This window comes from Bacillus sp. RC240, assembly GCF_044907945.1.
GTDB lineage: Bacteria > Bacillota > Bacilli > Bacillales > Bacillaceae_G > Bacillus_A > Bacillus_A mycoides.
On the sequence record NZ_JBIYCT010000011.1, the window covers coordinates 114795 to 139553 of the forward strand.

General features: G+C 35.3%; 24 protein-coding genes and 3 pseudogenes. 3 read left to right on the forward strand and 24 right to left on the reverse strand.

Features of this window, described 5'->3' with window-relative positions:
• Positions 1-37: 37 nt before the first annotated feature.
• The 19 genes and pseudogenes from ABH955_RS25120 to ABH955_RS25210 all read right to left on the reverse strand — a co-directional run bounded on the left by ABH955_RS25120 (position 38) and on the right by ABH955_RS25210 (position 19370).
• Positions 38-3655, reverse strand: a complete 3618-nt coding sequence (locus ABH955_RS25120; protein ID WP_404491787.1) for a phage tail spike protein — start codon at positions 3653-3655, stop codon at positions 38-40.
• Positions 3652-5126: pseudogene (locus ABH955_RS25125) on the reverse strand (distal tail protein Dit). Before ABH955_RS25125 ends, ABH955_RS25120 begins: the two are co-directional and overlap by 4 nt.
• A 41-nt stretch (positions 5127-5167) precedes the next feature.
• On the reverse strand, positions 5168-8977 hold the full coding sequence (locus tag ABH955_RS25130) for a phage tail tape measure protein (protein ID WP_404491788.1): 3810 nt from the start codon (positions 8975-8977) through the stop codon (positions 5168-5170).
• Positions 8978-9207: 230 nt separating this feature from the next.
• Positions 9208-9570: a hypothetical protein gene (locus tag ABH955_RS25135; protein WP_404457421.1), complete on the reverse strand. Its 363-nt coding sequence runs from the start codon at positions 9568-9570 to the stop codon at positions 9208-9210.
• Positions 9571-9591: 21 nt separating this feature from the next.
• Positions 9592-10152, reverse strand: coding sequence for a major tail protein (locus ABH955_RS25140; RefSeq protein ID WP_404457423.1), 561 nt, complete (start codon positions 10150-10152; stop codon positions 9592-9594).
• Positions 10153-10485: a hypothetical protein gene (locus ABH955_RS25145; protein ID WP_404491789.1), complete on the reverse strand. Its 333-nt coding sequence runs from the start codon at positions 10483-10485 to the stop codon at positions 10153-10155. It abuts the gene before it with no gap.
• A complete protein-coding gene (locus tag ABH955_RS25150; RefSeq protein WP_404491790.1) occupies positions 10485-10826 on the reverse strand; it encodes an HK97 gp10 family phage protein in 342 nt (113 codons plus the stop codon). The genes ABH955_RS25145 and ABH955_RS25150 overlap by 1 nt, the downstream gene beginning before the upstream one ends.
• A gap of 1 nt (position 10827) precedes the next feature.
• Complete coding sequence (locus tag ABH955_RS25155) at positions 10828-11181, reverse strand: phage head closure protein (RefSeq protein WP_404491791.1); 354 nt, start codon at positions 11179-11181, stop codon at positions 10828-10830.
• 1 nt (position 11182) lies between these two features.
• Positions 11183-11476 carry a hypothetical protein gene (locus ABH955_RS25160; RefSeq protein WP_404491792.1) on the reverse strand — a complete coding sequence of 98 codons (294 nt, stop codon included), beginning with the start codon at positions 11474-11476 and terminating at the stop codon, positions 11183-11185.
• A 5-nt stretch (positions 11477-11481) separates the two neighbouring features.
• A complete protein-coding gene (locus tag ABH955_RS25165) occupies positions 11482-12636 on the reverse strand; it encodes a phage major capsid protein (RefSeq protein ID WP_404491793.1) in 1155 nt (384 codons plus the stop codon).
• Positions 12637-12639: 3 nt separating this feature from the next.
• The gene (locus tag ABH955_RS25170; protein ID WP_404491794.1) at positions 12640-13383 is read right to left on the reverse strand and encodes a head maturation protease, ClpP-related; all 744 of its coding nucleotides are present in this window, start codon (positions 13381-13383) and stop codon (positions 12640-12642) included.
• Positions 13383-14528 carry a phage portal protein gene (locus tag ABH955_RS25175; protein ID WP_404491795.1) on the reverse strand — a complete coding sequence of 382 codons (1146 nt, stop codon included), beginning with the start codon at positions 14526-14528 and terminating at the stop codon, positions 13383-13385. The genes ABH955_RS25170 and ABH955_RS25175 overlap by 1 nt, the downstream gene beginning before the upstream one ends.
• An 8-nt stretch (positions 14529-14536) precedes the next feature.
• Complete coding sequence (locus ABH955_RS25180) at positions 14537-16204, reverse strand: terminase large subunit domain-containing protein (protein WP_404491796.1); 1668 nt, start codon at positions 16202-16204, stop codon at positions 14537-14539.
• On the reverse strand, positions 16201-16512 hold the full coding sequence (locus ABH955_RS25185) for a P27 family phage terminase small subunit (RefSeq protein WP_404457440.1): 312 nt from the start codon (positions 16510-16512) through the stop codon (positions 16201-16203). Before ABH955_RS25185 ends, ABH955_RS25180 begins: the two co-directional genes overlap by 4 nt.
• Positions 16513-16637: 125 nt before the next feature.
• Entirely contained in the window at positions 16638-16973 is a 336-nt protein-coding gene (locus ABH955_RS25190; protein ID WP_404457442.1) for an HNH endonuclease, read from the reverse strand.
• A complete protein-coding gene (locus ABH955_RS25195) occupies positions 16966-17223 on the reverse strand; it encodes a hydrolase (protein WP_404457444.1) in 258 nt (85 codons plus the stop codon). The genes ABH955_RS25190 and ABH955_RS25195 overlap by 8 nt, the downstream gene beginning before the upstream one ends.
• Before the next feature lie 6 nt (positions 17224-17229).
• Complete coding sequence (locus ABH955_RS25200; RefSeq protein WP_404457446.1) at positions 17230-17460, reverse strand: hypothetical protein; 231 nt, start codon at positions 17458-17460, stop codon at positions 17230-17232.
• A gap of 57 nt (positions 17461-17517) precedes the next feature.
• The gene (locus ABH955_RS25205) at positions 17518-17727 is read right to left on the reverse strand and encodes a hypothetical protein (protein WP_404457447.1); all 210 of its coding nucleotides are present in this window, start codon (positions 17725-17727) and stop codon (positions 17518-17520) included.
• A 689-nt stretch (positions 17728-18416) separates the two neighbouring features.
• Complete coding sequence (locus ABH955_RS25210; protein WP_404448105.1) at positions 18417-19370, reverse strand: nucleoside 2-deoxyribosyltransferase; 954 nt, start codon at positions 19368-19370, stop codon at positions 18417-18419.
• A 590-nt stretch (positions 19371-19960) separates the two neighbouring features.
• On the opposite strand from ABH955_RS25210, the gene ABH955_RS25215 reads away from it, so the two are divergent.
• Complete coding sequence (locus tag ABH955_RS25215) at positions 19961-20161, forward strand: cold-shock protein (RefSeq protein ID WP_012261563.1); 201 nt, start codon at positions 19961-19963, stop codon at positions 20159-20161.
• A 440-nt stretch (positions 20162-20601) separates the two neighbouring features.
• On the opposite strand, the gene ABH955_RS25220 is transcribed toward ABH955_RS25215, so the two are convergent.
• The 3 genes and pseudogenes from ABH955_RS25220 to ABH955_RS25230 all read right to left on the reverse strand — a co-directional run bounded on the left by ABH955_RS25220 (position 20602) and on the right by ABH955_RS25230 (position 22409).
• Positions 20602-21144: a site-specific integrase gene (locus ABH955_RS25220; RefSeq protein ID WP_404491797.1), complete on the reverse strand. Its 543-nt coding sequence runs from the start codon at positions 21142-21144 to the stop codon at positions 20602-20604.
• Positions 21144-21577 (reverse strand): annotated as a pseudogene (locus tag ABH955_RS25225) (ArpU family phage packaging/lysis transcriptional regulator). Before ABH955_RS25225 ends, ABH955_RS25220 begins: the two are co-directional and overlap by 1 nt.
• 229 nt (positions 21578-21806) lie before the next feature.
• The gene (locus ABH955_RS25230) at positions 21807-22409 is read right to left on the reverse strand and encodes a DUF6944 family repetitive protein (RefSeq protein WP_002012554.1); all 603 of its coding nucleotides are present in this window, start codon (positions 22407-22409) and stop codon (positions 21807-21809) included.
• Positions 22410-23043: 634 nt separating this feature from the next.
• Between ABH955_RS25230 and ABH955_RS25235 the strand changes: the two genes are divergently transcribed.
• Positions 23044-23259, forward strand: coding sequence for a spore germination protein (locus ABH955_RS25235; protein WP_269482638.1), 216 nt, complete (start codon positions 23044-23046; stop codon positions 23257-23259).
• Positions 23260-23381: 122 nt separating this feature from the next.
• Here ABH955_RS25235 and ABH955_RS25240 read toward each other — a convergent pair whose 3' ends face one another.
• Both ABH955_RS25240 and ABH955_RS25245 read right to left on the reverse strand, forming a co-directional pair.
• Entirely contained in the window at positions 23382-23555 is a 174-nt protein-coding gene (locus tag ABH955_RS25240) for a hypothetical protein (protein WP_332301523.1), read from the reverse strand.
• 109 nt (positions 23556-23664) lie between these two features.
• The gene (locus tag ABH955_RS25245; RefSeq protein WP_404457452.1) at positions 23665-23829 is read right to left on the reverse strand and encodes a hypothetical protein; all 165 of its coding nucleotides are present in this window, start codon (positions 23827-23829) and stop codon (positions 23665-23667) included.
• Between the two features lie 676 nt (positions 23830-24505).
• On the opposite strand from ABH955_RS25245, the pseudogene ABH955_RS25250 reads away from it, so the two are divergent.
• Positions 24506-24759, forward strand: a pseudogene (locus tag ABH955_RS25250) (BclA C-terminal domain-containing protein); the annotation flags it as partial.

Sequence of the window (24759 nt, forward strand, 5' to 3'; positions counted from 1 at the left end):
AAAATAAAAAAGACCAGCGTTTGCTGCTCCCTTGGTTTTAACTAATTAATTTTTGAAGTAATGCTTTCATTTCTGATACGTCATTTTCAAGTGTTGCTACTCGCTCTTTGAGTTGTTTATTCTCTTCTTTAAGTTCAATATATATTTTTTGTGTTGCATCGATTGCAAGAGAAACTACAGGATATAGATTAATAGCTTCCTTTTCTACTGTAGTAAATACATCATCAGAATCCTCTGCTATAAACCCATATTGTAGAGGGATATCTTTAACAGTAGGTAATGGATCTCTTTCCTTTCTGTTCTCCCTCATCTCATACAATCTATCCATATCAGACTTAAAATAATACTGTTGCACTTTAAGTCCCATAAACTTATCAAGTGAATTAATTTCAATATCCTTAATAGCTGTTTTAATCTTTCTCGTAGATGTCTGTTGTAAGGATACAGCCTTAATATATCGAGCTTCTAAATCCCTAAATTCATTACCATTAACACTTTTAATTTGAAGGCTCCCTTGATAACCAGAGGCGTGAGAAGACCTCATTAGAACATAAGCAAGTCTAAAATCAGCATTCATATCATCGTCTTTTATACCAGGTGCATTTTGCTCACTTGGTTTGTTGGTTTTTGAAAAAGTCCAGTTACCATTACCAGATTCGATATATACTTCTTTGCTAGCCTTAATCCATGCATAACTAGTCGCATTTACATACACACGACCACCATAAGTTCCAGCAATACCTTCTGTTCCTATATAAACATCATTTTTAGACTGGAAATTAAGCCTTCCATCAGCACTTATATTCATATGCCCACCATCACGATAGAATGTAATTTGTGAGCTTCTAGAAAATTCATTTGTAGTAGGGTTATAGTATGCAACCATACCTAGAGTTGCATATGATGTGTCAAAATCATCTACTCCATTTACCCTTGGAGTTACTTGTGTAAGTGCAAATGAACCGTTCATTGACCCCTGCGCACTGTCTCGCCCTAAAATAAAAGTTGGTTGGAGTCCTCCGTCTGTTGATCTATCATAAAATCCTAAAAATCCACGTATTTCATTTTTATCATATAGACGTATGTTTTGTTTATTAATTTGTATAAATCTTTGTTCGGAACCTCCTGTAGTCTTTAAGGTCACCCCTTCTAAAACTTGCCCTCTAATATGATCTGCTGTAATAAATCCTTTTAAGTTAATCTTGTTCGCATTCAATGTAATATTCTCTTTACTCATATTGAATGCTGCGATTACATCGTTTTCTTTTACAGATATACTAACGCCTTTTTCTGTTAGCTCAAGGCGTGATTCCATATCTCTTACATAAGAATCCTTAGCAAACTCTCCATCTGCTTGCGTTCTTGTATATACTTCTGTCTTTTTTGCTGCTAAATCGATACCTTTCTCATTAACACTAAAACGGTTATCGATCATAGTCATCTTTTGATTAAATTGCTCAGTTGCAAGCTTGTTCGCTAATTCGGATAATAAATCTTCTTTATTTTGATTAACCACATTCTTCAAATCAGGAATTTTAAAGCCAGCAACATAATCCTCTACTTGTTTCAACTCAACCTTTGCGTTAATTGCTGTTGCCTGTTGTTCAAGTTTTGTATTTGCATCAGTAAGTTTCTTACCTTGATCTGATACTACATTGTTTAAATCACTAACTGTGGAAGATAATCCGCTTGCCGTTTGTTCCACGTTAGACATACGCTTTTCAAATCCTGTTTGACTGTTTTGAATACTTGATACAGTGCTTTTAACACCCTCCACACCTTTTTCAATCTCGGTTGTTTTTTGAATGAGACTTTCATTAAGGTTATTTGCCTTTTGTTCCACACTACCCAGCTTTTCACTTATCTTTCCTGCTTGCTCTTTAATTTCGGTTGTTGTTGTTTTTAGATCATTTGTTGTTGACTGTACTTCAGAGATTGTCTTTTTTGTACCTTCTACAGTGGATTCAACTGTATTTAATTTATTACTGATTTCACTATCTTTTTTAGTTAACGATTCAATAGATTGTTTAAATCCGTTAGAATCCTGTTCAAACTTAGTTACCTTCTTATCAATTTCACCTTGTTTATTTTGTACATCTGAAATCGTACGACTAACGCCCTGTAAGCTTTCCTTCACTTCATTGACTTGTCCTGTTGCTTGATTTTGTGCTTCTTGAACTTTTTTATTCAACTCTGTTTTTGTGGACTCAATATCTTTATTAACCTGCTCTAATGTTTCTTTTTTGACAGACTCTACATCTGGTACAACAGATTCCCAAGCTGTACCTGTCCATACTTTTAAAATACCAGGCTTTCCATTGCTAATATCACGCCAAAGTGTTTTATAGGGCTTTAATCCTGTTTTCGGCGGATTCTTAGCTTCTATAATTTCAACGGTATTATTTTTAAGATTCTCTTGAACCTTTTCAGCAAGTGTTTTGGCTGCTTCTGATTCTTTTTGTGCATTACCAGCGGTTTCGTTAGCTTCTTTCACTAATTTATCTAGCTGATCTATCATTTCTTGCTTATTACCTAATGAACTAAGAATGCGATTGTAAATCTTTCGTAGTTCTTCATTTGGATCTGTAATCTCACGGTAATCACCATACACATATTTATCTTGCAATGGATTTTTATGTGATTCATCACCAGCAATTGTTCTCGCTTCTAAATAAAGCTTAGGCGTGAATCCAGTATCTTTAATTCGAATTGAGTCTCCCTCATTGATTAACTCATGAGCCAGTCCAAATACACGCCCTATACTTTGTGCTTGAACATCATAAGAAACAGAAGTATTCACACGTTTTGCTAACTCCGTTTTCATAAGAGTCAACAATCGTTCTGGTGTTATATCTTCTTCTGTTTCTGGAGTGTAAAATCCAAATTTATGTTTACCTTTTTCATTCCAACGTTGAAAAGCATCGCTATCCACAATATATGGCATACCTTTGTTTATATCTGCGATAGTGAGAACTTCTCCACCTTCTTTTTTGAGAAAGCCAATTAAAGCTGTACAAATGTTTTGTGAGTTTTCAATACGTTTAATTCCAACTAAATCTTTACCTAACGAGACTTCCTTACCTGTTTCTCTTCCTCTTTTTTTTACCATATCTACATACCAACCTACAATTTGAGAACCAACCACTTCAACACGGTATATAATTTCTAGTTCAAATAGGGAAGCAATCTTTTTTAAGAAACTCAATGGATCTATAAATTCGTCAATAGTCATAGAATGAAATCCAGCGTACTCCGTTTTACCACGCTTCCATTTTGTACCTACAAGAGCAATATCCATAAATCCATTTACTGTCTTACCTTCAATTTTCTGTGGACGAATATAGTCATCTTTAGCAAGATTAATCCATGCACCTGATGCATAAGTAATTACTGATCTATCGTTAGGATCTTTTTCTACTTCAGTGATTACATACGGAACAATACGCCCATCCCTTACTTCTTTTAATACTAGGTTTTGTTGCATAAGTGTGGCTGCATATTTCGTGTTATCAAATACTTTAAACTCCAAAGTATCGATATTATTCTTGATTTCCCAATGACGTTTGTCATCCCAATAATCTTTTGGTTGTATAGCCGAAACGATTTGACTAGTTTTAAAATCAATAATATGCAAGACTCCACTTGGTGTTCTCATTTAAATCGCTCCCTATATTTAACCCTGGCTGTTCCGATATCAGAAGGCATGATTTCTAGTATATTAGTACCTTTATTAATGACAGGAAAATTACTGAAAATGTCTTTAATATTAATCGCATCCTTCCCTTCAATCGTTACATGACTATTTTCTGTATCAATCACAACTTTATCGCCGACATCTACTATATAAGGCGGTGTGTTTTTTGTATTTAAATTCACTTTCCAAAACTTTAAATCACTAACGGACATCGCTTCTACTGGCGGTACATCTTGCCATTGCATAATACTAATCTGGATTTGTGCTGCTTTTTCCATGTGATAGTTATTTTCATCTGTCCACCGTGCAAAACGTTCTGAATCATCTTTTCCTGTCCCAGGAAGAAATTTTGAAATATACGCTTCCCATACATTCCCTGTTCTAGCTATCCACAATCGACCAAAATATTGATTCCATGTATTTGGATAATCACCGCTCTCATAAATCAGCCCTGTTTTCCCTGGCTTGTTATCGTATCCAATAACCATCGTTCCAAAATTTTGTTCGGCTTGCCAATAGAGATCGTTCATAGCAATTTTTGAAAGTACCTTACTATTTTCATCGAGTATTGCTATCTCAACTCGTCCCATTTCATTGATTCTCTTACTCTTACAAGTAACGTAGGCTTGCATAATAAAATCTTGTACTGGACCACCAGGTATACTCTTTTTAACAGCTGCACCATGCCATCCTTTACCTGTTCCAGTACCGAAATCAGAACAATAAAATTGATATTATCTGATTTCATTTCACCGACTGGCTCACCATCTTCCATTGCACCTACTTTACTCCACCCTACAGTGGTAGCCATTTCATCCCATAATATACGTTGATTCCTTTCTACAGGTTTTTCCACAGTTTTTAGTGGCATTCCGATACGAAAATAATCTCGATCATTTAAAGATATCCCACCGAACCATACATCTAAAAAAGTGTTTGGTTTCGTAATGTCAATCTCAATAATAGGATTAGAATGAACAGTTCCTTTGTTTTGAACATTCGTTGTTAAACCAAGCGCACCCGTTTGAAAACCTACTGTTTGAGTGGGTCCTAATTTATAAGGCATTGGGCAAATAAATTTAAGTGTTCCTATTCCAAGTGTGACAAACTCATCTGGATCAAAGCTATCATCTACAACTGCTAAATATGTTCTATTTGGTTCTACATCGAAAATAAGCTCTACTGGTTGATCTGTAATTAACCAACTTGCTATTTCTTCTTTTAATAACTCTAAGTTTCCGTCATCAGGAACAATAATTCCTACAGGAATAGATAAAACACGCATTTCTGTTTGTGTGTCTAAAAGTCTTGCGCCTGGATATCCTGGAACTCTTAGAAAATTCCTTTTTAATGGCGCCCAAGTCGGTCTTTTCCATCCTTTTTCGATTTGAATAAAGTCTTTCCTTTCGGAATTAAATGTAAAAGAACTCATGTTGACACCTCATTTCTTTATAAAATAAGAGAAACCCAAACCTAAAAGGCTGAGTTTCTTTGTTCTTCTCGATCTTGATATTCTTTTGTATATCGATACGTACCACGTGCCACATCTCGTCCCTCTAAAACAACAGGAACTTCAACAACTAAATCACCACCAAGCATTGGAATGGTTCCACCACCAGATAATCCAGACGAATAATTTATCACTTGATTTGATACGCTATTTGTCATAGCTTGTCTGCTATTCGACATACTTCCATACACACCACTCATGACGGACTTTAATCCTGATAACTGGCTCATAGAGCTGGCCATCATACGGCTCATATCGCCCATTAACTGAGTTACATTTCCAGGAATACCAAAGGATTGTTCTTGCGGCATCGCTGCTACGATTCCAGCGCCAATAGCTCCAAGTGTCTTTTTGTTTAAAGGTAAAACCGCTTCATCCCCAGCTTCACCAGCACCTTGCAAGTTTCCACCATTCATACCAAATATAGTTGGTTTAGTGAAAATACCTCCTTTAGCGCGCCAATCAATATTAATTCCTGATGGATAAGTAACGTCTTTACCCAGTACATTTTTCGTACTAGTTTCTAAACTAAAGTGCGGCATTTTAGGCATTTCAGGTTTAGGAATTTTTAACTTCAAATTATCAAAGAATCCTTTGATTTTATCAATGAACCCCTTTACCCCATCAACTGCATCTCTTATTGGATCCATAATAAATCTTTTTGCCGCTTCAAATTTTTCTTGTGCGGCATTCTTCACGGAATCAAATTTCTCGCGTGCTAAATTATATAAATCAGTGAATTTTTGTTTGGCTTGATTATACGTTTCAGTGACCGGATTAATTACGTATTGCTTCACTAAATTCCAAGCTGCGAGTGTATAAGATTTTATAGATTCCCAATTTCCTAATATCCAGTTAGCTAAATCTGAAAGTTTTTGTTTCGTCAAACTCCACAATTCTTGGACCGGTTGGATCACATACTGTTTTATTAAATTCCAACCTGCTAATGTATAAGATTTTGCTAATTCCCACTGCTGACTTAACCATGAGACCAAATCGCCAATTTTTGTTTTCACCAAATTCCAAGTTTCCTGAACCGGTTGGATAATATATTGCTTAAATAAAGACCAACCAATTTGAGCGGCTAATTTCGTAAGTTCCCATTGTGAACTGAGCCAAGAAACCAAATCACTGAATTTCTCTTTCACTAGACTCCAAGTTTCTTGGACTGGTTGAATGATATATTGTTTAAATAAAGACCAGCCAACTTGTGCCGCTAACTTCGTAATCTCCCATTGTTGACTTAGCCAGTTAACTAATTCGCCAATTTTTTGAGTCATCCAATCATAAGCTTCTTGAATTGGTTGAATAATATATTGAGATATAGCTGCCCACGCAATTTGCGCTCCAGCTTGTATCAACAACCACCCTGCTTGAAGTAAGGTTGAAATTAACGAAATAATTGGATCTAAAAATGTAAGTATAGAAGTCCAAATTTCTTGCCATTTTTGGAACAATTGCATAAAGAATTGCGATGCTGTTTCGACCATGGAAGAGAACCAACTCGATACAGTTTCAACTAAAGATGATAACCAACTTGTCGCCGTTTCTACTAGAGATGCCCAACAGCTAGATGCTGTTTCAACAAGCGAAGATAACCAAGTCGATGCTGATTCGACAAGTGAAGACCACCATCCGGTTGCTGTATCCACTAAAGAAGATAGCCATGAAGATGCCGTCTCTACCAAAGAGGACCAATAAGTTGATGCCGTTTCGACCATTGATGATAACCATGTTGTCGTTGATTCTACTAAAGAGGACCACCAACTAGAAACTGATTCTACAAGAGAAGATAGCCATGCTGACGATGTTTCAACTATTCCACTCCACAAGTTCGATAAATATTCACCTATAGAATTAAAGGCGTCTATCGTCCATTGTTTTATAGAATCAAAATTTTGATATATAGTAATACCTAAGGCAACCACAGCTGCTATAATTGCGGCAATTCCTGCTATCCATCCCATCATGCCCAACCCTATACTGGATATGACGACAACTATTGGTGCTAAAGCCATAAATGCCCCTGCAATTACTCCAATAGCAACTGCGATAGCTGCCAATGTAGCGGCTAATTTAGGATTATTAGAAATCCAATCAGCTATTTTGGCAACAACGTCAGCTATAACACTAAGAACTGGTTTAAGTGCAACTTGTAAATCTTGCATTGCTTTTTGAAATTTAACTGCTGGGTTCGCATCTAATTTCTTCGTAGAATCCGTTAATTTTTCGAAATTCTTTTGAAAGTCTACTGTTTTTTCGGAAGCGCCTATTAAAGTATTCGTTATATTTTGTCCTTGATCTTCGAACATCGTTGCGAACACTTTCACTCCAACTTCATTTCTCTTAACTGGATCTTCTATTCCTTCTATCGCTTTAGCTACTTCCACCATAGCTTTCGAACCGTCACTTCCGCCCTTAGCGACAGCTTGCCCCCATTTCTCGATTTGTTCAGTTGCAATACCTGAACCATCAAGCGCCTCTTTTAAAGCTTTATCTGCCCCTTGAGCAAACTCAGCTAATTGAATGCGCCCTTCTTTCAATCCATCTAATAAATTATCAATATTCCAACTACCAGTTTCGACGCCAGCTTCCATAATAGCTTGTACTTCTTCAGCCTTAAAACCAGCGCGAGTTAACTGACCACCATATTCAGCAATGATGTCTAGCTGTTCTGGCGGAAATCCCATTTTTAATAAAGAATCAGCCATACCAAGAGCACTCTCTTGAGATATACCTAATTCATTTCCTATTTCGTATGTTTCTTGAATTAATTCAGTAAAATCTATTCCTTCATAGGATTGCGCAATTGTTGCTGCTCCTTTAACGATAGATGCATTCGCTTCATCACTGATATCTTTATTTAAAGCCCATTGCCTGCGTACACCTGCAAGTGATTCTTCAGCATCCACTCCATAAGCGGTTACGCCTCTTATTGCTTCTTCTACTGATTTTTTTGAGGATTCAGGGACATCAAAAGATATATCGATTTTAGTTTTCAACTTTGACATATCCATTGCTTTTTCAACAGCCGTTGCAATTCCGCCACCTGCTGCCAATCCGCCAATAACATTTTCTAATCCTATTTTTAAGCCTTCAAACTTTTTTTCTGTTCTCCCAGCTTCTTGTTGTAAATCCCTTAATTCATTTTGTACCTGTCGTATCGAATTACCTGCATCCACAGATCTTAGCGCGCGTTGTAATTTATCAATATCTGTCCCTGCGCCTAATGCTTCTTTTCCGATAATTCCAATTGCTTGCTCTAACTGCTTACTTGTAGCCGTTCCGTTTCTAATTGCATTCACAAGACGATTTCCTAAGGCTCCTGCAAAATCATCAACGCTTTTCCCTGTAGCTCTGAATAACGTTTCTAATTGTCTTGTGGAACTAGCTACACTTTCCTGCTCGGCTTTCATGTTTCCAAGCTTATTTTTCAGACCATTAAGAGACCCTTCTGTAAATTCAATCTCACGCCTGAACGCACGATATTGTTCTTCAGAAATTTTACCGTTTTGAAATTGAGCTTGAACTTGTTGTTCCGCTGCCTTTAATTTATCTAGCTTTTGTGTTGTATTTTCAATCTGTTGTGTAAGTAACTGTTGTTTTTGTGCTAAGGCTTCCACATTACCAGGATTGAATTTTAACAGCCTTTCTACATCTTTAAGCTCTTTAGCTAGATCATTACTATGTTTATTAACATCTTTTAAAGCATTTTGAAGACCAGTAGTTTCTCCACCAATTTCAATCGTAATCCCTTTAATTCTTCCTGCCATTTTCTCACCCCTTTCTTAGAAACTGTCCATATCACTTTGATTCGCTTTACGAGTTTTTTCTTTATCTGGGTTCTTCATTTCAGTGAATTCAGCAATATAATCAAAACAATCACCAATAGTCATATCTTCTAAATCCCAACTCGTTAATTTAGCTTCATAACAAAGAGCAAGGAACAAATCAGTGGTTAATTCTTCATCACTGAATGTCCCTTGCTCTCCATTATTTTTCTTTATTTTTTTTTTGCTCCCATAGTGACTTGAACTAATTCCATAATTTCCGGCATAATTTCTTCAATAGGGAATTCTTCAAATCCATCCAACCACGTCATAGGATCAGAAATACTTGGATCAGCCGTTTTAGCGTATAACCAAGTTAAGTCATAAATAAGCTCGAAATCTATGTTACTTAAATCTAAATTAGATACATCAATAGATTGTTCTGACCCATCTGGTGAAGTTAAAGCGTTAATTGCTCCTAACCCCATCAAATCTGCAAATAAATTACGTCTGAATTGTGCTTTATATCGTTTAACTGTTGCTGCTGTAGCTTTTAATCTGACTTGTTTACCATCTATTGTAATTGTCTTTTCCATCTAAGTTTTCCCCTTACACTATTATTTTTTTGTATATACCGCTGTGTACCAACCATCATAAATAGCTGCTGTTGTTTTAGAAGCTGTTTTGGTTTTAACTAATGGTTTCCCCTTAATATGAATCGGACTAGAAACAAACTTTAATTCATTTGTATTTGGCTCTGCTGATGATGTTTTTGTTTTAGATGCAACTGTAGGACGACTTGCTGTGCAATTGTACATTACATGTCGAACAGCTTTTTCATCCCCATCAAATTCAAATAACAATGCAAACTGTTTTCTTTTTGCATTCGCTACCTCATTTAATACTCCATCAGTTTCATCTAACTGTTCTCCTAATGCATCAATTGCAAACTGTTCTGGGATATTAGCGATCACTAATGTACCGTCGTAACCTTGGTTATTATCGGAAGAGTAGTAAACCATGTCGTCCGCATAAAACTCCGTTAATTCACCTTTAGGCTCGGTCGTTAATTCAACGCCGCCTGGCATTGGAATCGGAACTCCAAATTTAACCGCACCATTTGTTATATCTAATAATGCATAATGAACATTTTTTAAACCAAAAGTAACTTTGTTCATTTATATCAACCTCGTTTCATAAAATTTTTGATATATTTTTTCTGTTTCAATAATCCCTTCGAATGGCGAATCATAAGGTATTTCATGATCGTCTAGGACTTTTTCAAGTTTGGCTTCTGCAACTAAATCCTTTCTAGTTGTGTAAAGCTCAATATTTAAATCGTTTATCTTGTGATAGACCTTGTTATCTGCCATTAAATTTGCTGATCCATCCACAAGAAAACAAAGATATGGTGGTCTGGGCACTGGATTACCTGGCGTTGCTGTGAACTGCGAATAAGCCACAGGATAACCTGTAGCTTCAAGGATTTTTGTTAATTCACCTAATGTCATTATTCAAGCGCCCTTTCAATCCGTCTTGGTAATTCATTAATTACATACTCTTCAACTGGACGAATATGCACTCTTGCTGGAACTCGACCACCACCAACTTTGGCATGTCCGTATTCTAAAAGATGTGTTAATTGCCCTTTTGAATTGTGGACGACAATAGATTTGCCATCTTTCTTCTTGCGCCACCCTTTACGATAACCACCTGTTTTTTTAGGGCTACTTTGCTTTAATTTATCGACAACAACATCAGCTACTTCCTCTTGAGCTACCATTAATTCTTCTTCCACAACATTTGCATATCTTTGTAATTCCCTAGCAATCTCGCTCGCAAAATCATTCATATTAAGTATGCTCCTTTGCGATAATGGTCAATGTTTGATACATTTCATCATCATTCATTGGTGGCTCGATGATATCAAAGATACGACCTTTCATATTAATTCGCATTAATTCTGTAATACCTGTTGTATAAGGAATTACAAACCGATAAATTCGTGTAGACTGTGAAGCCGAAGCTTCAATGTACTCCGAACCTTTTACCGTTTTTATCATTGCCCACGCTTTTTTTACTTCTTGCCAATTACCTGTTTCAACTTCTTGATTCAAATCATCTTTTATTACTTCAGGTTGCTCAATAATAATTCGATTTCTACAATCACCTGTATTCAGTGGTTTCTTGTACTGAAAAGGACGCATATTAATCACCGTCCAATTTAATTTCTTCTAATGCTTTATCGATGCCCAAACTATTAATCTGACTTAAAAAATTCTTGTCAAAATACTCTAATGCATCGTTATAAACATAACGAGAGCGTTCAAAGACTAATTCTTTGAACTCCTCGTCTTTATTTAAATCATAATTCCCACAAACCCTAAGTAATGCCTTGTTAGACGTAGAAAGAATGCGTTTTAGGTTATCATCTTCCTCATCACCTAAGTGCATCCTCTCTTTAAACTCCTGTATTGTTGCATCCGAAATTACTGTATCCATTCACATCATCCTTGTGTCGGTGGCGTTACTTCTCCAAGTTTCAATGTATAAACTTGTGAAGTGTATTTATCCTTTGGTTTACCTGTAGCATGTTGTTTGGCGATATAAAGTGTTGCATCTTCTAAAGCTAATGTTTCTTCATACTTCTTGATTGGCTCTGTTCCACCCATCGCTGCAATGTACTCCCCTTTAACAAAGAACACCACTTGTCCTTGAGGTACAAATACAGATTCTGTTGGGATTGGATTAAAAGGTAAGCTCGTTACATATACACCTGCCGCATTTTGAATTGTAGCATTTGCTTGAATGTCAAAAGTATCGAATGGGTTTGTTACCATAACTACTTTCCCAGCAATATTTTTAGGTCTATCTGCATCTGTTTTACCATCAGGATTTAATTTTTTAGCCAATAATTTAACCACGCCTTTTAATTCATTAATTGTTTTACGACCAGGTTCAAACGTTAAAGTTCCTGCTGGTTTTTTATCTGGATATACTCCATTCACTACACTTCCGCTAGGATCCTTTAATAAGCCAATAGGTTCTTCTTTACCTGTCCCTACTACAAAACCACGTTCTAAACCTACTGACATCGCTTCTGTAATCATAGTACGAACATATCGTTCCACCCATACTGGACCAAGCTTCAACATATCATTCGCTAATGGAATAAATGCCGTTAATTTCAGTTGAGTAATAGATTCTTTTCGGAATGTGGCATTTAATTGCCCTTTAATATCACCAAATAAAGGTCCCCATACAGCTGCACCCTCTGGATCTCCATAAATAAATTCTGTCACGGCTCCTAAATTCTCTAAACCGATATGCTCTAGCAACGGATGACCTTGAACTAAATCATCAAAAATTCTCTCTTGTGTTGTTTTAGGTAAAGTTTCAGTAGATTTAAAACCACCATCTTCAACAACGGCATTAAAGAACTTCATTTCTTCACTTGTTAGTACATTAGCACCGCGAGATTGCATAATAGAACGGTCTACCATTGATTCATTCACTTGATTTAAAATATCTGCTCGTACATCTGTAGCAAGTGCTCCAATCATAGAATTTAATGCTGCTGTTTGTTCTTCTGGAGTTCCTTCCTGTGTCGCTTTTGCAAAAGCTAGTTTTTTCTCTTCGAAATTATTAAACTTAATAACCATATTTTATTTTCCTCCTAAATTTAAAAAGAGCGTACTCAAATTCTGTTTTGTATTAACAGGCTTTTGAATAGGCTCTTTTGGATTTTGATTATTTGGTTGTTTCGTGTATTTAGCTACTAAATCTTCTTTAAAATTTTCTACAACTTCCACTTCTTCATCTTCTTGTGTATCATCAATTTCAATTTCATCAGCAATTTCATCAGCTAAACCAAGAGCTACTGCTTCCTCTGCTGTTAGCCAAGTTTCGTCTTTTAAAAGTTGTTTTAATTCTTCATCTGTTCCAACAAAACGTTTCTTATAAGATCCTGCTAAAGCTGAATCAATCTTTCGTAAATCTCGTGCTGTTTTTTCAAAAAGATCTGCATTTCCATATTCAAAGGTACTTGCTTGGTGAATCATCATCATAGTATTACTAGGCATAATAATTCTGTCTCCTGCCATTGCAATTACTGATGCGGCACTAGCTGCCCAACCATCAATATGAACTATAATTTCTGCATTATGCTGCTTTAACTGATTACAAATTGCTACACCATCAAATGCGGAACCTCCACCCGAATTAATATGAACGTGAATTTTTTCTGCTTTAACATCTTGAATTTTTCTTCTTACAGCTTCATCATTATTTTCACTAAACCATCCACCGATTGACCCATATACAGTTAATTTATACTCATTCTCACCTTTAGCTTCAAAGCGAATATCTCGTTTTAAATTTAAAAGCTTATTCATGTTCAAATGTTCCATCATTTCTCACCTCCTTCAGATTCATTTAATTTCTTATAGTTCTTCGTAATATGATGGATATTTAAGTTTGGATCATCAGAATCTTCATAATCTACTTCTGAACGAATCTCATTTCCTGTAAATGCACTTGAAGAAATAAGCTTATCAATACTTGTTGCAAGGTCAAATATACTCTGATAAGAAACAGCCTTAACTATAATCTTTTGTCCTGAAAGATATTCATTCATTTCAAAGAATTTAACATTCGCTTCATCAGATAGTTTTTTTAATAATGGTCTTACTGTGAAAAGCATATAATTTTTCGTTTGCTTTTCTACATCAGCCATTTCTCCATATATCAAAGCTGTAGGAATACCAAGTGCCATAGCTACTTGATTTAAGAAACCATTTGTTACTTTATTGATTTCTTCCACACTTGGACCATTTGCAACACCGTTGTATATCTCGTTATAATTAATACCTTTTTGCTGTGGAACAATAGCTATATCTTTCGAACCAATTGACTTATACATGTTATCTATAAACTCTTGTAACTTTGCTATTTGTTCTTCTGTTTTAGCACCAATCATATCCATATCAACTGTTCCACGAACTTGATTTTTACGTTTTTGAGAGTTTAATATTCTGCCGAATAAATCCCCATAATCTGCAAATAATCCATCAATAAGTGGAGATAATTTATCGTTCCGATACTTTAAGTGAATTACTTCGCTTTGTTTAAAATTTCTCTTAAACGTGTAATCTTTTACTATTACATCGGTAAAAGTATCTTCAAACACAGCATACTCATTATGTCGAAATCCATCGGCAATAAGTAAATCACCATCATCAGCTTGTATGACTAAGCATTCATTATCATAAATAAGTTTACGAATAAATCTTTCCCAGAAAGTGCTTGCTGTCATGTTTTTGTTCGGTCTAACGTTTAATCGATAATATAGCTCATTCTTTTCAAATGCTTTACCGTTTCTTACTCTGAATTCAGATTGACTAATCGTTCTTCCTAGAAAAGATACGCATGTATCAAGTGCTAATCGTTTCATATGAAGCCTGTTTGCTGTATCAGCAATTAAGTCCAGATCAAGCATAAATTCCAGCTCTTTATTTCTTTTAAATACAGAACCTAACCAACCAATGATTATCACCCCCTTTTTTAGAATTTTATATCGCTTAGTATGAAGTCGGTTGCTTCTTGTATTTCATCTGCTCGATAAAGAGCATGAACAAAACTTTGGAATCCGTCAGTTTTTCTTCGCACCGGTTCTTTCTTTTCATATATTTTATTTCCGTCACCTTTGATAACAACCAATACGTTTTGCGTGTACCAACGCATAAGAGGGTTATCGCCGAAAATAATCTGCTGATTTGCAAATGCCATTTCAATCCGTGGTGCTAATAAACTATGAATTGCTTTAGGATTTCTTATAACTTCTATTTCGAATCCTTCCGCAACTAATAAAGGTCTGATTGCTTCCATCCGGAAGTTATCAGCTATAATTTTCTTAATACCATATTGTTCACGCATTTTTACAAACCAATTAACGATGTGTTGAGGATTGATGGTCGGCTCGTCCACAACAGTTAGTAAACCTTGCTCTTCCCATTCTTTTATTGGCGCAAACTTCTGTTTTTTGAACTCGCCTGCTTTTTTGGAATATCCATAATAAATATCAACAAATTCTTTTCGTACAAAGGAATGTGTTTTGAAAAGATACTCTCCAGTTTGTCTAAATAAAAGACCACATGCCGCGAAATCTCGAATGCTTGCAAAGTCTAACGATCCAATACATTCTTGGCCATGTAAATTTGGAAACGGTCGATCTGTAGCAAGAATTTCTGACCATTTTGCAACAGAGCGTTCTAAATTAGTAACAGGTAAGTTCATACGCTTTGTCATGAACTCTTCTCTATTACTAGGATCGTCTTCTAAATCTTCATATTCTTCCTTAATTGTTTCAAGTAACCCTTCAGCATACTCACTTAAAGGCTTAGATAACATGGGATTCGCAAGCTCCCAATTATCAAGATCATCTACTTCAGTTTCGTCATTCAATTTACAAATAAAAGGAAAGACAGCATTCGGACGTGCTTCGCCGTTTAATACCTTCATTGCCTTTTCTTTTTGCTTATCTAAGAAACCGTCACGAACATATCCATCTGTACCAATGTAAAATTCACGTGGGTTTTTCTTTTTCCCTAAACCACTGATATGAACACGGACATCTTTATTGCTTTCGTATTGATGTATTTCATCAAATACAACCGCACCATCACGCAAACCATCTTTTGTATCTCCATTTGAAGTTCTAAACTTCAGTACACTTTCAGTAGCCTTTGAAACTGTTTGAGTTAACGTTGTTTTAAAGGCTCTTTTCAAGACCTCATTCTTCTTCACACATTTATGAACTTCGTCAGGGCTTGTTTTTGCTTGTTCTTCACTATTCGCTACAACTGAAATGTTATACTCTGGAATGCCATGTAATTCACTAATTAAAAAGTGAATAATAACAGAAATCAGACCGTTTTTACCGCCGCCACGTCCTAACATCCATAGGAATTTACGATAAAATACACGCCCATTTTTCTTATAAAATAAAAAGACGAATGCTATTAAGAATTTTTGAAATGGCTGCAACGGAAAATACCACTTCTCACCGAAATTGATACAATCCTCAATCATTTCATCATCAAAATACAAATCGTCTCTGTTTAAAACATGTTTTTCTAGATATTCAATTAACAGTTCTCTTTCTTTATTGAACTTTACTTTCCCACTTCGATAAAGTTCAATATATTCTTCCACATACTTTTGCTTAATCATGTAAGATCACTTTTGTTATAACCTGTATTAGGGATAGTATTCTTAACAACAAACTTTATATCTCTCCCTAATGCAATTAAAGAACTGTTAATTTTATTCCTCTCACTTATAAGAGGGTGGGCCTTAACGAAAACTTGAGTTCCATTTTTAATTGTTACAGATTCCCCTTCTTTAGTTATCGTTTTATTAATTTTTCGAAATGCTTTAACTAGATCAATATAGCGTTCTACCTTTTCAACTTCAACCAAATCTGTCGTATCAATATTATTCATAAGCTGTTCCTTTAACCTTACAATACTAACAGCCATCTACCCACCCCCCCTTACGTGCGTAATTTCGAAAAAAATCTGACAGTTAACCCCCCTCCTCTGGTGCCCCTTAGAGCATTTTTTGATGAATTTTTTTAAGGGGGGGTACTGTTTCTGAATCGTTTTTACCACTTTTCATCGTTTTCCCATTTGTTGATTTTCTTTTTGAATGTTCTACCGTGTTCTTTATTGTGGCAATCCACACAGATTGTTTCAAGGTTATCTATTTCTAATGCAAGTGCTGGATGATGTTCCAGTTCTTTTATATGATGGACAACTAACTGTATCTTCTTACGCTTCGCACTCTCGCTGTATTCGTTCGTGTCTGTTTGTACTCGACCATTACGTTTACATTCCTGGCACTCGTTGTTGTCTCGCTTCTTTACTTGTTCGCGTATACTCTTCCACTCACCACTGTCGTAGAACTTACGCTTCTGTTGTTTTGTTTTGTATTCATTCATCGTCCTTTACCCAACGTTCTTGATTACCTTTATCTCTTCCCAATAAATCTTTTATTGATGTTTGTTCCAGATATTCTACAGAATAAAGCATGTGGTTCTCGCCATACAGTTTGTAATACTTGAATCGATTAACATCAATCCCAGCCTTCTTGTACGCTTTCTCATGTGGCTTAAGGTATTTGATGTATGCTTTCTTATCAATAGGTATAAGACCAAGCACAGCAATCTTACTGTTTAAAACGCTGTCCAATTCTCCTCACTCCTTCCTCTTCAGGAATTCATCAATTGTTTTATCTAGCAAACTAATCATTGCTTCTCTTCTTTGCTTTGGCGTTGTGTTGTCTTCCATTGCATTAAAGACTGGGATTGCACTTTCTAACTTCTGTTTATCGATACGTTCGTTTACAAGGTCTTGTCCAAGGAATGGAATTAATGTACCAATTACAATCGCTTGTTCTTGTTTGGTTAATTTAGTTAGATCCATCATTCATCCTCCTCCAAAATAAAAAAGCATCCTAATTAGATGCTCTCCACTCACTTTTTTCTACATAATAACAATACCAAATACGATACAGCCTAACCCTAACAATATGAAAAGTTGCGGAACATTAAAATCTAAAGAAATAAAATCGACAAGATGTTCTAAAGCTAAGCCAACCTTTTCTTTCAAACTCCCACCTTCTACTTCCCTTATTTCATAAATCAAGGTCAAACAAATAACAAAAATCCCTAAACCAATTAAGTATATCCCCAAAATTCATACATCCTTTTTTTAATACAATATTACTATAAAGGAATATGCAATATCAGAAATATTTTTATAAAAAAAAGCAGCTATTCAGCTACTTAATTAATTACAACTTGACGAACTATCAAATGAACTTCCTGAATGATACGATGAAGATGAATGACTATTATCATAGTCACCATAATCTGAACTAGAATTTACTACACTTGATGTTGTCGTGTGGATTAACAAATCATTATTTGTACTTTCATTATTTCTTTTTACATTACTTTGAGTAACTGCCTTCTTCTTTTTCTTTCTTTTGAAAAATAGCATCTCTTTTCGCCTCCCATATAAATAATAAAAAGCACCCGAATGGATGCTTTAAGATCAATTATTTATTTACACTTCAATTACGGTAAATGAAGTTTTAATCTTCTTTCAGCTACCTAATGTCGTTACATTAACCTGCACATACAACACTATTAAGTAACTGAAAGAAGAGCAAAAGCTCTCCTTAATAACGGTATCATTCAATCACTACCATCTGCTGGTTTCGGATTTTATCTGCATCATTATAGATCGTTTAGACAAAATATAAAGGAATCTTTGTGAGTTGTGTTTTCCGCCACTTCTCACAATACAAATATATCACGTTAACTCCAAAACAACCGGCACATTTACTGCCAAAAAGCGGTCACGACTCTGCCATGTTTTTAATTAATTGTTGCTTTAATTCTGTTTAATAATTTTTGGTATAATTCGTTTTCTGTTGACCACTTAATATGACTAAATTGTCTAGTATCAAAATTAATATCTTTAAAATCGTCATCTTTACATGTCCATATAACAGTCTTACCTAGTCCCACCGCATAACCAGCTTCGAAATAAACTCCACCTCTGTGTCCGGTAAAATCTGCAATTACAAATTTACTTTGTCTTATTTTGACTATTATTTCATCAGTTATATCATTATTATGTTCCGCTTCATCAATTCTGATAGGCTGGTATCCTGCCTCTTTTATAGCTTTTGTGATTGCATTCTTATATGGACTATCCATTTTTGGACTAAACGACATCGCGACAAAAACCTGCTTAGTATCCGCTTCTCTTCCTTTTTCTAATTCTGCAATGCGATTCCACCCTTTCGCTGTAACTGTAATATGTGCAGGGAAATCTGCTGCCGATAGCTTAGATATCTCAATCAGTTCGTCCTGAAATAGTTGGTTCGCTATATATTTCATTTCCAACAAGTGAATACTCTGTACAAAAAATATAGATTTATCTGATTCACGAATATATACTGGGTCACCTGGAAATTTGGACAATTTAGCTAAGTTTATTAATGACTCATCCAACCTATCAGAAGCACTATCTGGATATTCACTTAATAGATCCTCTAAAAGATAAATAGGATACGGAAATTCTGAAAGATTTTTATCTGGTCGATTAAGAAAAATCATTATTTTCCCCATCCCTCTAATGGTTCTCTTTCTTAAAATTGCAGAAAGTTTTCTCTTCTGCTCTACATTTAATTCAAATCTCGCTTCTTCAGCCATGGAAAATGTACCACAATTCTCACATTTATATTGCTCTACACGTCCTCCTCCCACTCCCACTAATTGTTGTTCCACAATAGAGTTTTGACAAACCGGACATCTTTCACTCATCACAATCACTACTTTCTTTTTTTATAGCATAATCTTAACATACAAATAATTGACTTACCCATATCTTATATTGTGTGTAACTGACCCTATCGTGAAATCTCTTGGTACCATTGATTTCATTTAACTTTCTCTTTTGAGTTACACAGTACAAAAATTATGAGTAACTGTATAGGGATACCACCAGCATTTCGGAAAAAAACCACGCTAAGCCAAAAATACAATAAGCTGTCCATATGGACAGCTTATTTACATAATTATCGTTATCAGAAGTAAAATTTAACTCGAAAATAGCTAATTTTATCAGTTGTTGAATGTCTGAAAAGAATCAAACCAATGATATTGTCGAGATCCTTTGGCAACTTCTTGCTGTGATGACTATCATAGTGACTTTTTCTCCAGTAATCACTATTAGTAGCTAATTACAATAAGGAATTATTTTTGAAATTTGCTGTTTTTTAGAAAGTATGTTAATTTAAGAAAGACCTATTTTTGTTCGATTTGAGATTAAGAATAAATTTTGTTTTTCGTCTAAGGTATTTGGGCAAGGGTAGTAACATATGTGTGGGTATCCACACTAGGAGGCAACAATTATGGAACAAGGTAAAGTAAAATGGTTTAATGCAGACAAAGGTTTTGGATTCATCGAGCGTGAAGGTGGAGAAGACGTATTCGTACATTTCTCAGCTATCCAAATCGACGGTTTCAAATCTTTAGACGAAGGACAAAGTGTAACGTTTGAAGTAGAACAAGGACAACGTGGCCCACAAGCTACTAATGTTCAAAAAGCTTAATATTAGCTGATGAAAGACCCTCTTGTAGGGTCTTTTTTTGATTTTGTTATTTTGCAATTATATTAGGAATACCAAAAAAACGGATTATATATAGTCGTAGGATTTCCAATCTTATTTGCTGGTGGACTTTTGATTGTGCATCTATTTCAAAATAAGAATGAAAATGGAAAATAATTTTGTTTGATTGTATATCTCATACACGTCTAGTTAACATAACGTATCATTATCGGTAGCAAGGAAAAGAGAGGAAACCGTACTCTCACCAAGGAACCTTCTTTTTTTGTTCTATGGATCTATGCACTTTTTTATACATTCCTATCCTAGCGCGGTTTTAGGGTTCTTGTTTGTTACTAGAACTGTATAAAATCTTGCATACTTTTAGCGTGAGTTTTTTCCAAAATGCTGCAATACCCCTAGATTTAAAAAGAAATAAGCAGTGATTAGATTTTAAACCTAGTCATTGCTTTATCCATTGCATCTTGGTTTACACCTATATAACGTAACGTGACCTTCTCTGAAGAGTGATTGAATATCTCCATAAGTAATGCTATGTTTTTCGTTTGCATGTACATGTGATACCCGTATGTTTTTCTTAACGTATGTGTTCCTATTTCATCTAACCCAAACTCTGCCGCTGCTCCGCTTAATATCTTATATGCCATGCTACGACCAATTGGACGATTCTTACCTTGTCTGCTTTGCAATAAATACTCATTGTCTTCTCTTTCTACAATAAACCATTTAAGTTCTCTTTTCAGCGCTGCAGTAATTTGTATTCGTTTCTGTTTCCCTGTTTTCTTTTCCCGCATAGATATATAGCTGCCTTTAACATCCCCTACCTTCAATTTCAAAATATCTGAGATTCTGAGACCTGTATTAATACCCATAATGAAGAGAATGTAATTACGTAAGCTCTTTTCCTTAAAATACTCTTTTAGCTGTTGTATTCGCTCTGGATCACGTATCGGCTGAACAAAATTCATTATTCATTACCTCCAGATTCTTCAGTCTCATAAACTTCTAATCTAAGAGCAAATGCTAATTTATAAAAAGCATTAGATTTATTTCTTCTATATGTACGTTCACTCATACCAATATCGTTATAAACCATATAATCAAAGACTTCCTCATCTTCCAAATATCGTTTTACAATGATATCTCGTTGATTTTTGCTAAATCGACTTAATATTTTATCAATTTGAAAAGATAAACGTTGTAATTTTAATTCTCTTTCACTCATTGCAACATTTGCTAAAGCAACATCTTCAGCTGGCTTGCCATGTTTGTTGGGCCATGATATCTTACCTCGCAAGAAGCTGTGACCTTCATCTCATTTCTAATCATCCCAAATTTTCTATAAATACGAACATTTTCAAGAATCTCTTCTAAACGAACTTGTGTTGCTTTACGATCAATTTTAGGTAAGAAAGTTAATTACGTCATATATAAAAACACTCCTTATCTATTTTATTAATAAAAAAACAAAAAGCGGACACCAAACCATAGAGCACTATCGCTTATGCTCTTTATGGTTTGATGTCCGCTGGTTCTTCCAGTAGGACTAAATATTTAATTGGTATTATTATATCATTTTCTCATATTTTAGTAACTTTGTTATTAGAAAAGGATTATTTTATTAAGTCCTCTATGAAATACTTTCTTCTATCTCTTGGCTTTCTTCTCTTATTTGACCGATTAATGAAACTACTGAACCGACCGCTTGGACCCAACTCCCCGTAATCACTATAAGCTGCCCATCCTCCTCATCGTCTTCCGAAATTCCCTCCACTTTATCCCGACTAGCTTTCAATTCATCTATTCCACCTATTGCCTGTAATGAATTACCAGTCGCTTGTAACACATTCCCGATAATGATATACGATTCATCCATATTGGAACTATCCTCTATTTCCCCACCTATTGATGTAACACCACCTAATGCTTGTATCCAATTTCCTGCAATCACTAATTTTTTTTTTGTTTCATCTTCAAATTCTATAATGAGTCCTGTTAGAACCGTTACATTACCAATTGATTGGATTTCGTTCCCAATCAATTCAAGGGATATTTCTCCTTGTCCATCAGCTTCCAGACCATTCCCCGTTGCCTGTAATACATTCCCCCATACGCTCAAATCTTTTCTTAATTCGCTGTTCAATCTTTTTAAAGGTGTACTCCCAATCGCAGCAATAATTGTCCCTAATGCAACAAACCATGCGCCAACTATCTCCTTAATCGGATCATCCATTCTCAATCTACCCCGTCATTAATTTACTACTTGCAAGATATGTATTGGAGCATCTTCTTGTTAATGGCCTACTTCTCTCCCTCCTGAATAAAACTCAATGTTTCGTCAATACTATACATACATCTAGAGTTACATCCCTGTTTGGAGCAGTTAGTTTTTACTAGCTGCTTTTTTCTGTAAGTACATCCCATCTATAATTACATGTTTTTCAATTAACTATTCATCCTCCACAAGACTATCACGAACTTTATCAATCGCCTTATCAAAATCAGATGCTTCCACAAATGCTTTATAGGATTTAGTTTCAGTAAACTCAACACGATATCTTTTCATATCCATTCCTCTTTTCTTTAATGACAGGCTCAATAATTCCAAGTAACGAATACAATATTAAAAATTTACTCATGAAAATCTGATTACAATTTTTTAGATTTTTTTATCTCATGAGACATTCACCTACCTTACTAAGAGTGCATATAGAAATGTGCTCTTTTTATTTATTGCTAAATAACTATTCTATTAAAATTTTCACGAGTAATAACTTCGAATTCTTAGATCAAAATGAACCTCTAGACGATTACACCATTACATCATATGCTAATTTAAATACTTTTTAGGAAAGCAGGTGAGTACTATGCCCTCAGTTGTAGCAAACCTTGTCGTACAAAATAGTGCTGGTTCTTTCAACTTAGGCGATTTTTATAATGTTTCTCCAAAAGAGAATACAAAATCTTATAATGGTTCAGGGGCGTCAAATGTTGGTTTTGTTGTCAATACCTTTAGCGGTGTTAGCGCAACAAACACATTTGATGCTGATGTTGCAGACCAAAATCAAGTTGGGACAGTTTAAATTTATTCACTTCCTTCTCCCCTCTGAATAAAACTCAATATCCCCGTCCATACTATAGATAATCCATCTTTAATGTACTGTAACCATTTAGATTTTCTTCAAGACTGAGCAGTTAGCTTTTGCTAGCTGCTCTTATTCTGTAAGTACATCTCATCTATAATTATATCTTTTTCAATTAGTTCTTCATCCTCCACAAGACCATTACGTACTTTATCAATTGCTTTATCTAGATCAGGTGCTTCCACAAATGCTTCATAAGATTTAGTTTCATTAAATTCAACGCGATATCTTTTCAAATCCATTCCTCCTGAATAAAATTTAATAATTCGCAAATGCTATACACAGGCAATAAGCCAGAACTCATTTAACTGTCCCTGTAGTTCTTCTCTTCTCTGTATTAAGCAGTTAGCTTTTGCTAGCTGCTCTTTTTACCGTCTTCGTATGCAAAACGCCTATACCAAAACTACATATGAGCGTTAGCATGAGTACAGGGAATCCTGTTTTATATACAAAAGCCTGTCCGAGTAATGCTAGGATCACAATAAATGTACCTATCGACCTCATATCCATTACTAAACTCCCCTTTGCTCTATAATTTAAGCTCATTTTCACTTCCACATAATATTTTTAATTCTGCTTATACTATAACTGTAACTTAAAGTTACACATCATTACTTGTAGGGCCTAATTTCTTTTGTACAACAAGTAGTTAGTTAATTGAGCTAGCTGCTTTGTTGTGCCCCATGTAGTTTTTATTACATATTTGCACCTCCATGAATAATCCCCATATATCATCATGTGTGCCACACTACTCTCTGAGGGACCTAACCTACTAAGAGCACTACTTGAAGGTGCTCTTTTTAATTTTGACTGAATAAATCTCCAAATTTTGCCCAAACTTTAAATACACCAATTTGCAACAATTGATTTCTCCTTCAAAACGGGGCAGGTAGCTTTTGCTAGCTGCTCTTTTGTTTGAAATTAAAATAGCGATTTCGTTCAAATACTTCACGCCCCATGAAAAAATTACATATGGTATCACGTACTCTTTTACATTAAGAATTTTGGTCCGAAGAGCACTTATATATGGTGCTCTTTTTGGTATGGAATGTGAAATAGAGGCTTGCTCTTAAAACCTTTTATGTAATTATTATAGGTTTTTTCCTTACACCGCTGTGTCTGTTTACTCATAAGTTGTTAAAGTATAAATATAAATTGGCAGTTAATTTATAAGGGAGGTGTAAAAATGAGTGAATTTAAAAAGAATTGTCACATACCCATTCCATGTGCCTTTCCTTTGCCTCAAATAGGGCCTACTGGAATAACTGGAGCGACAGGATCTACTGGGCAAACCGGAATAACCGGGGCAACAGGACCTTCTGGTGGACCTCCAGGACCTACGGGACCGACCGGAATAACCGGAGCAACAGGACCTTCTGGTGGACCCCCAGGACCTACGGGGCAAACCGGAATAACCGGAGCAACAGGACCTTCTGGTGG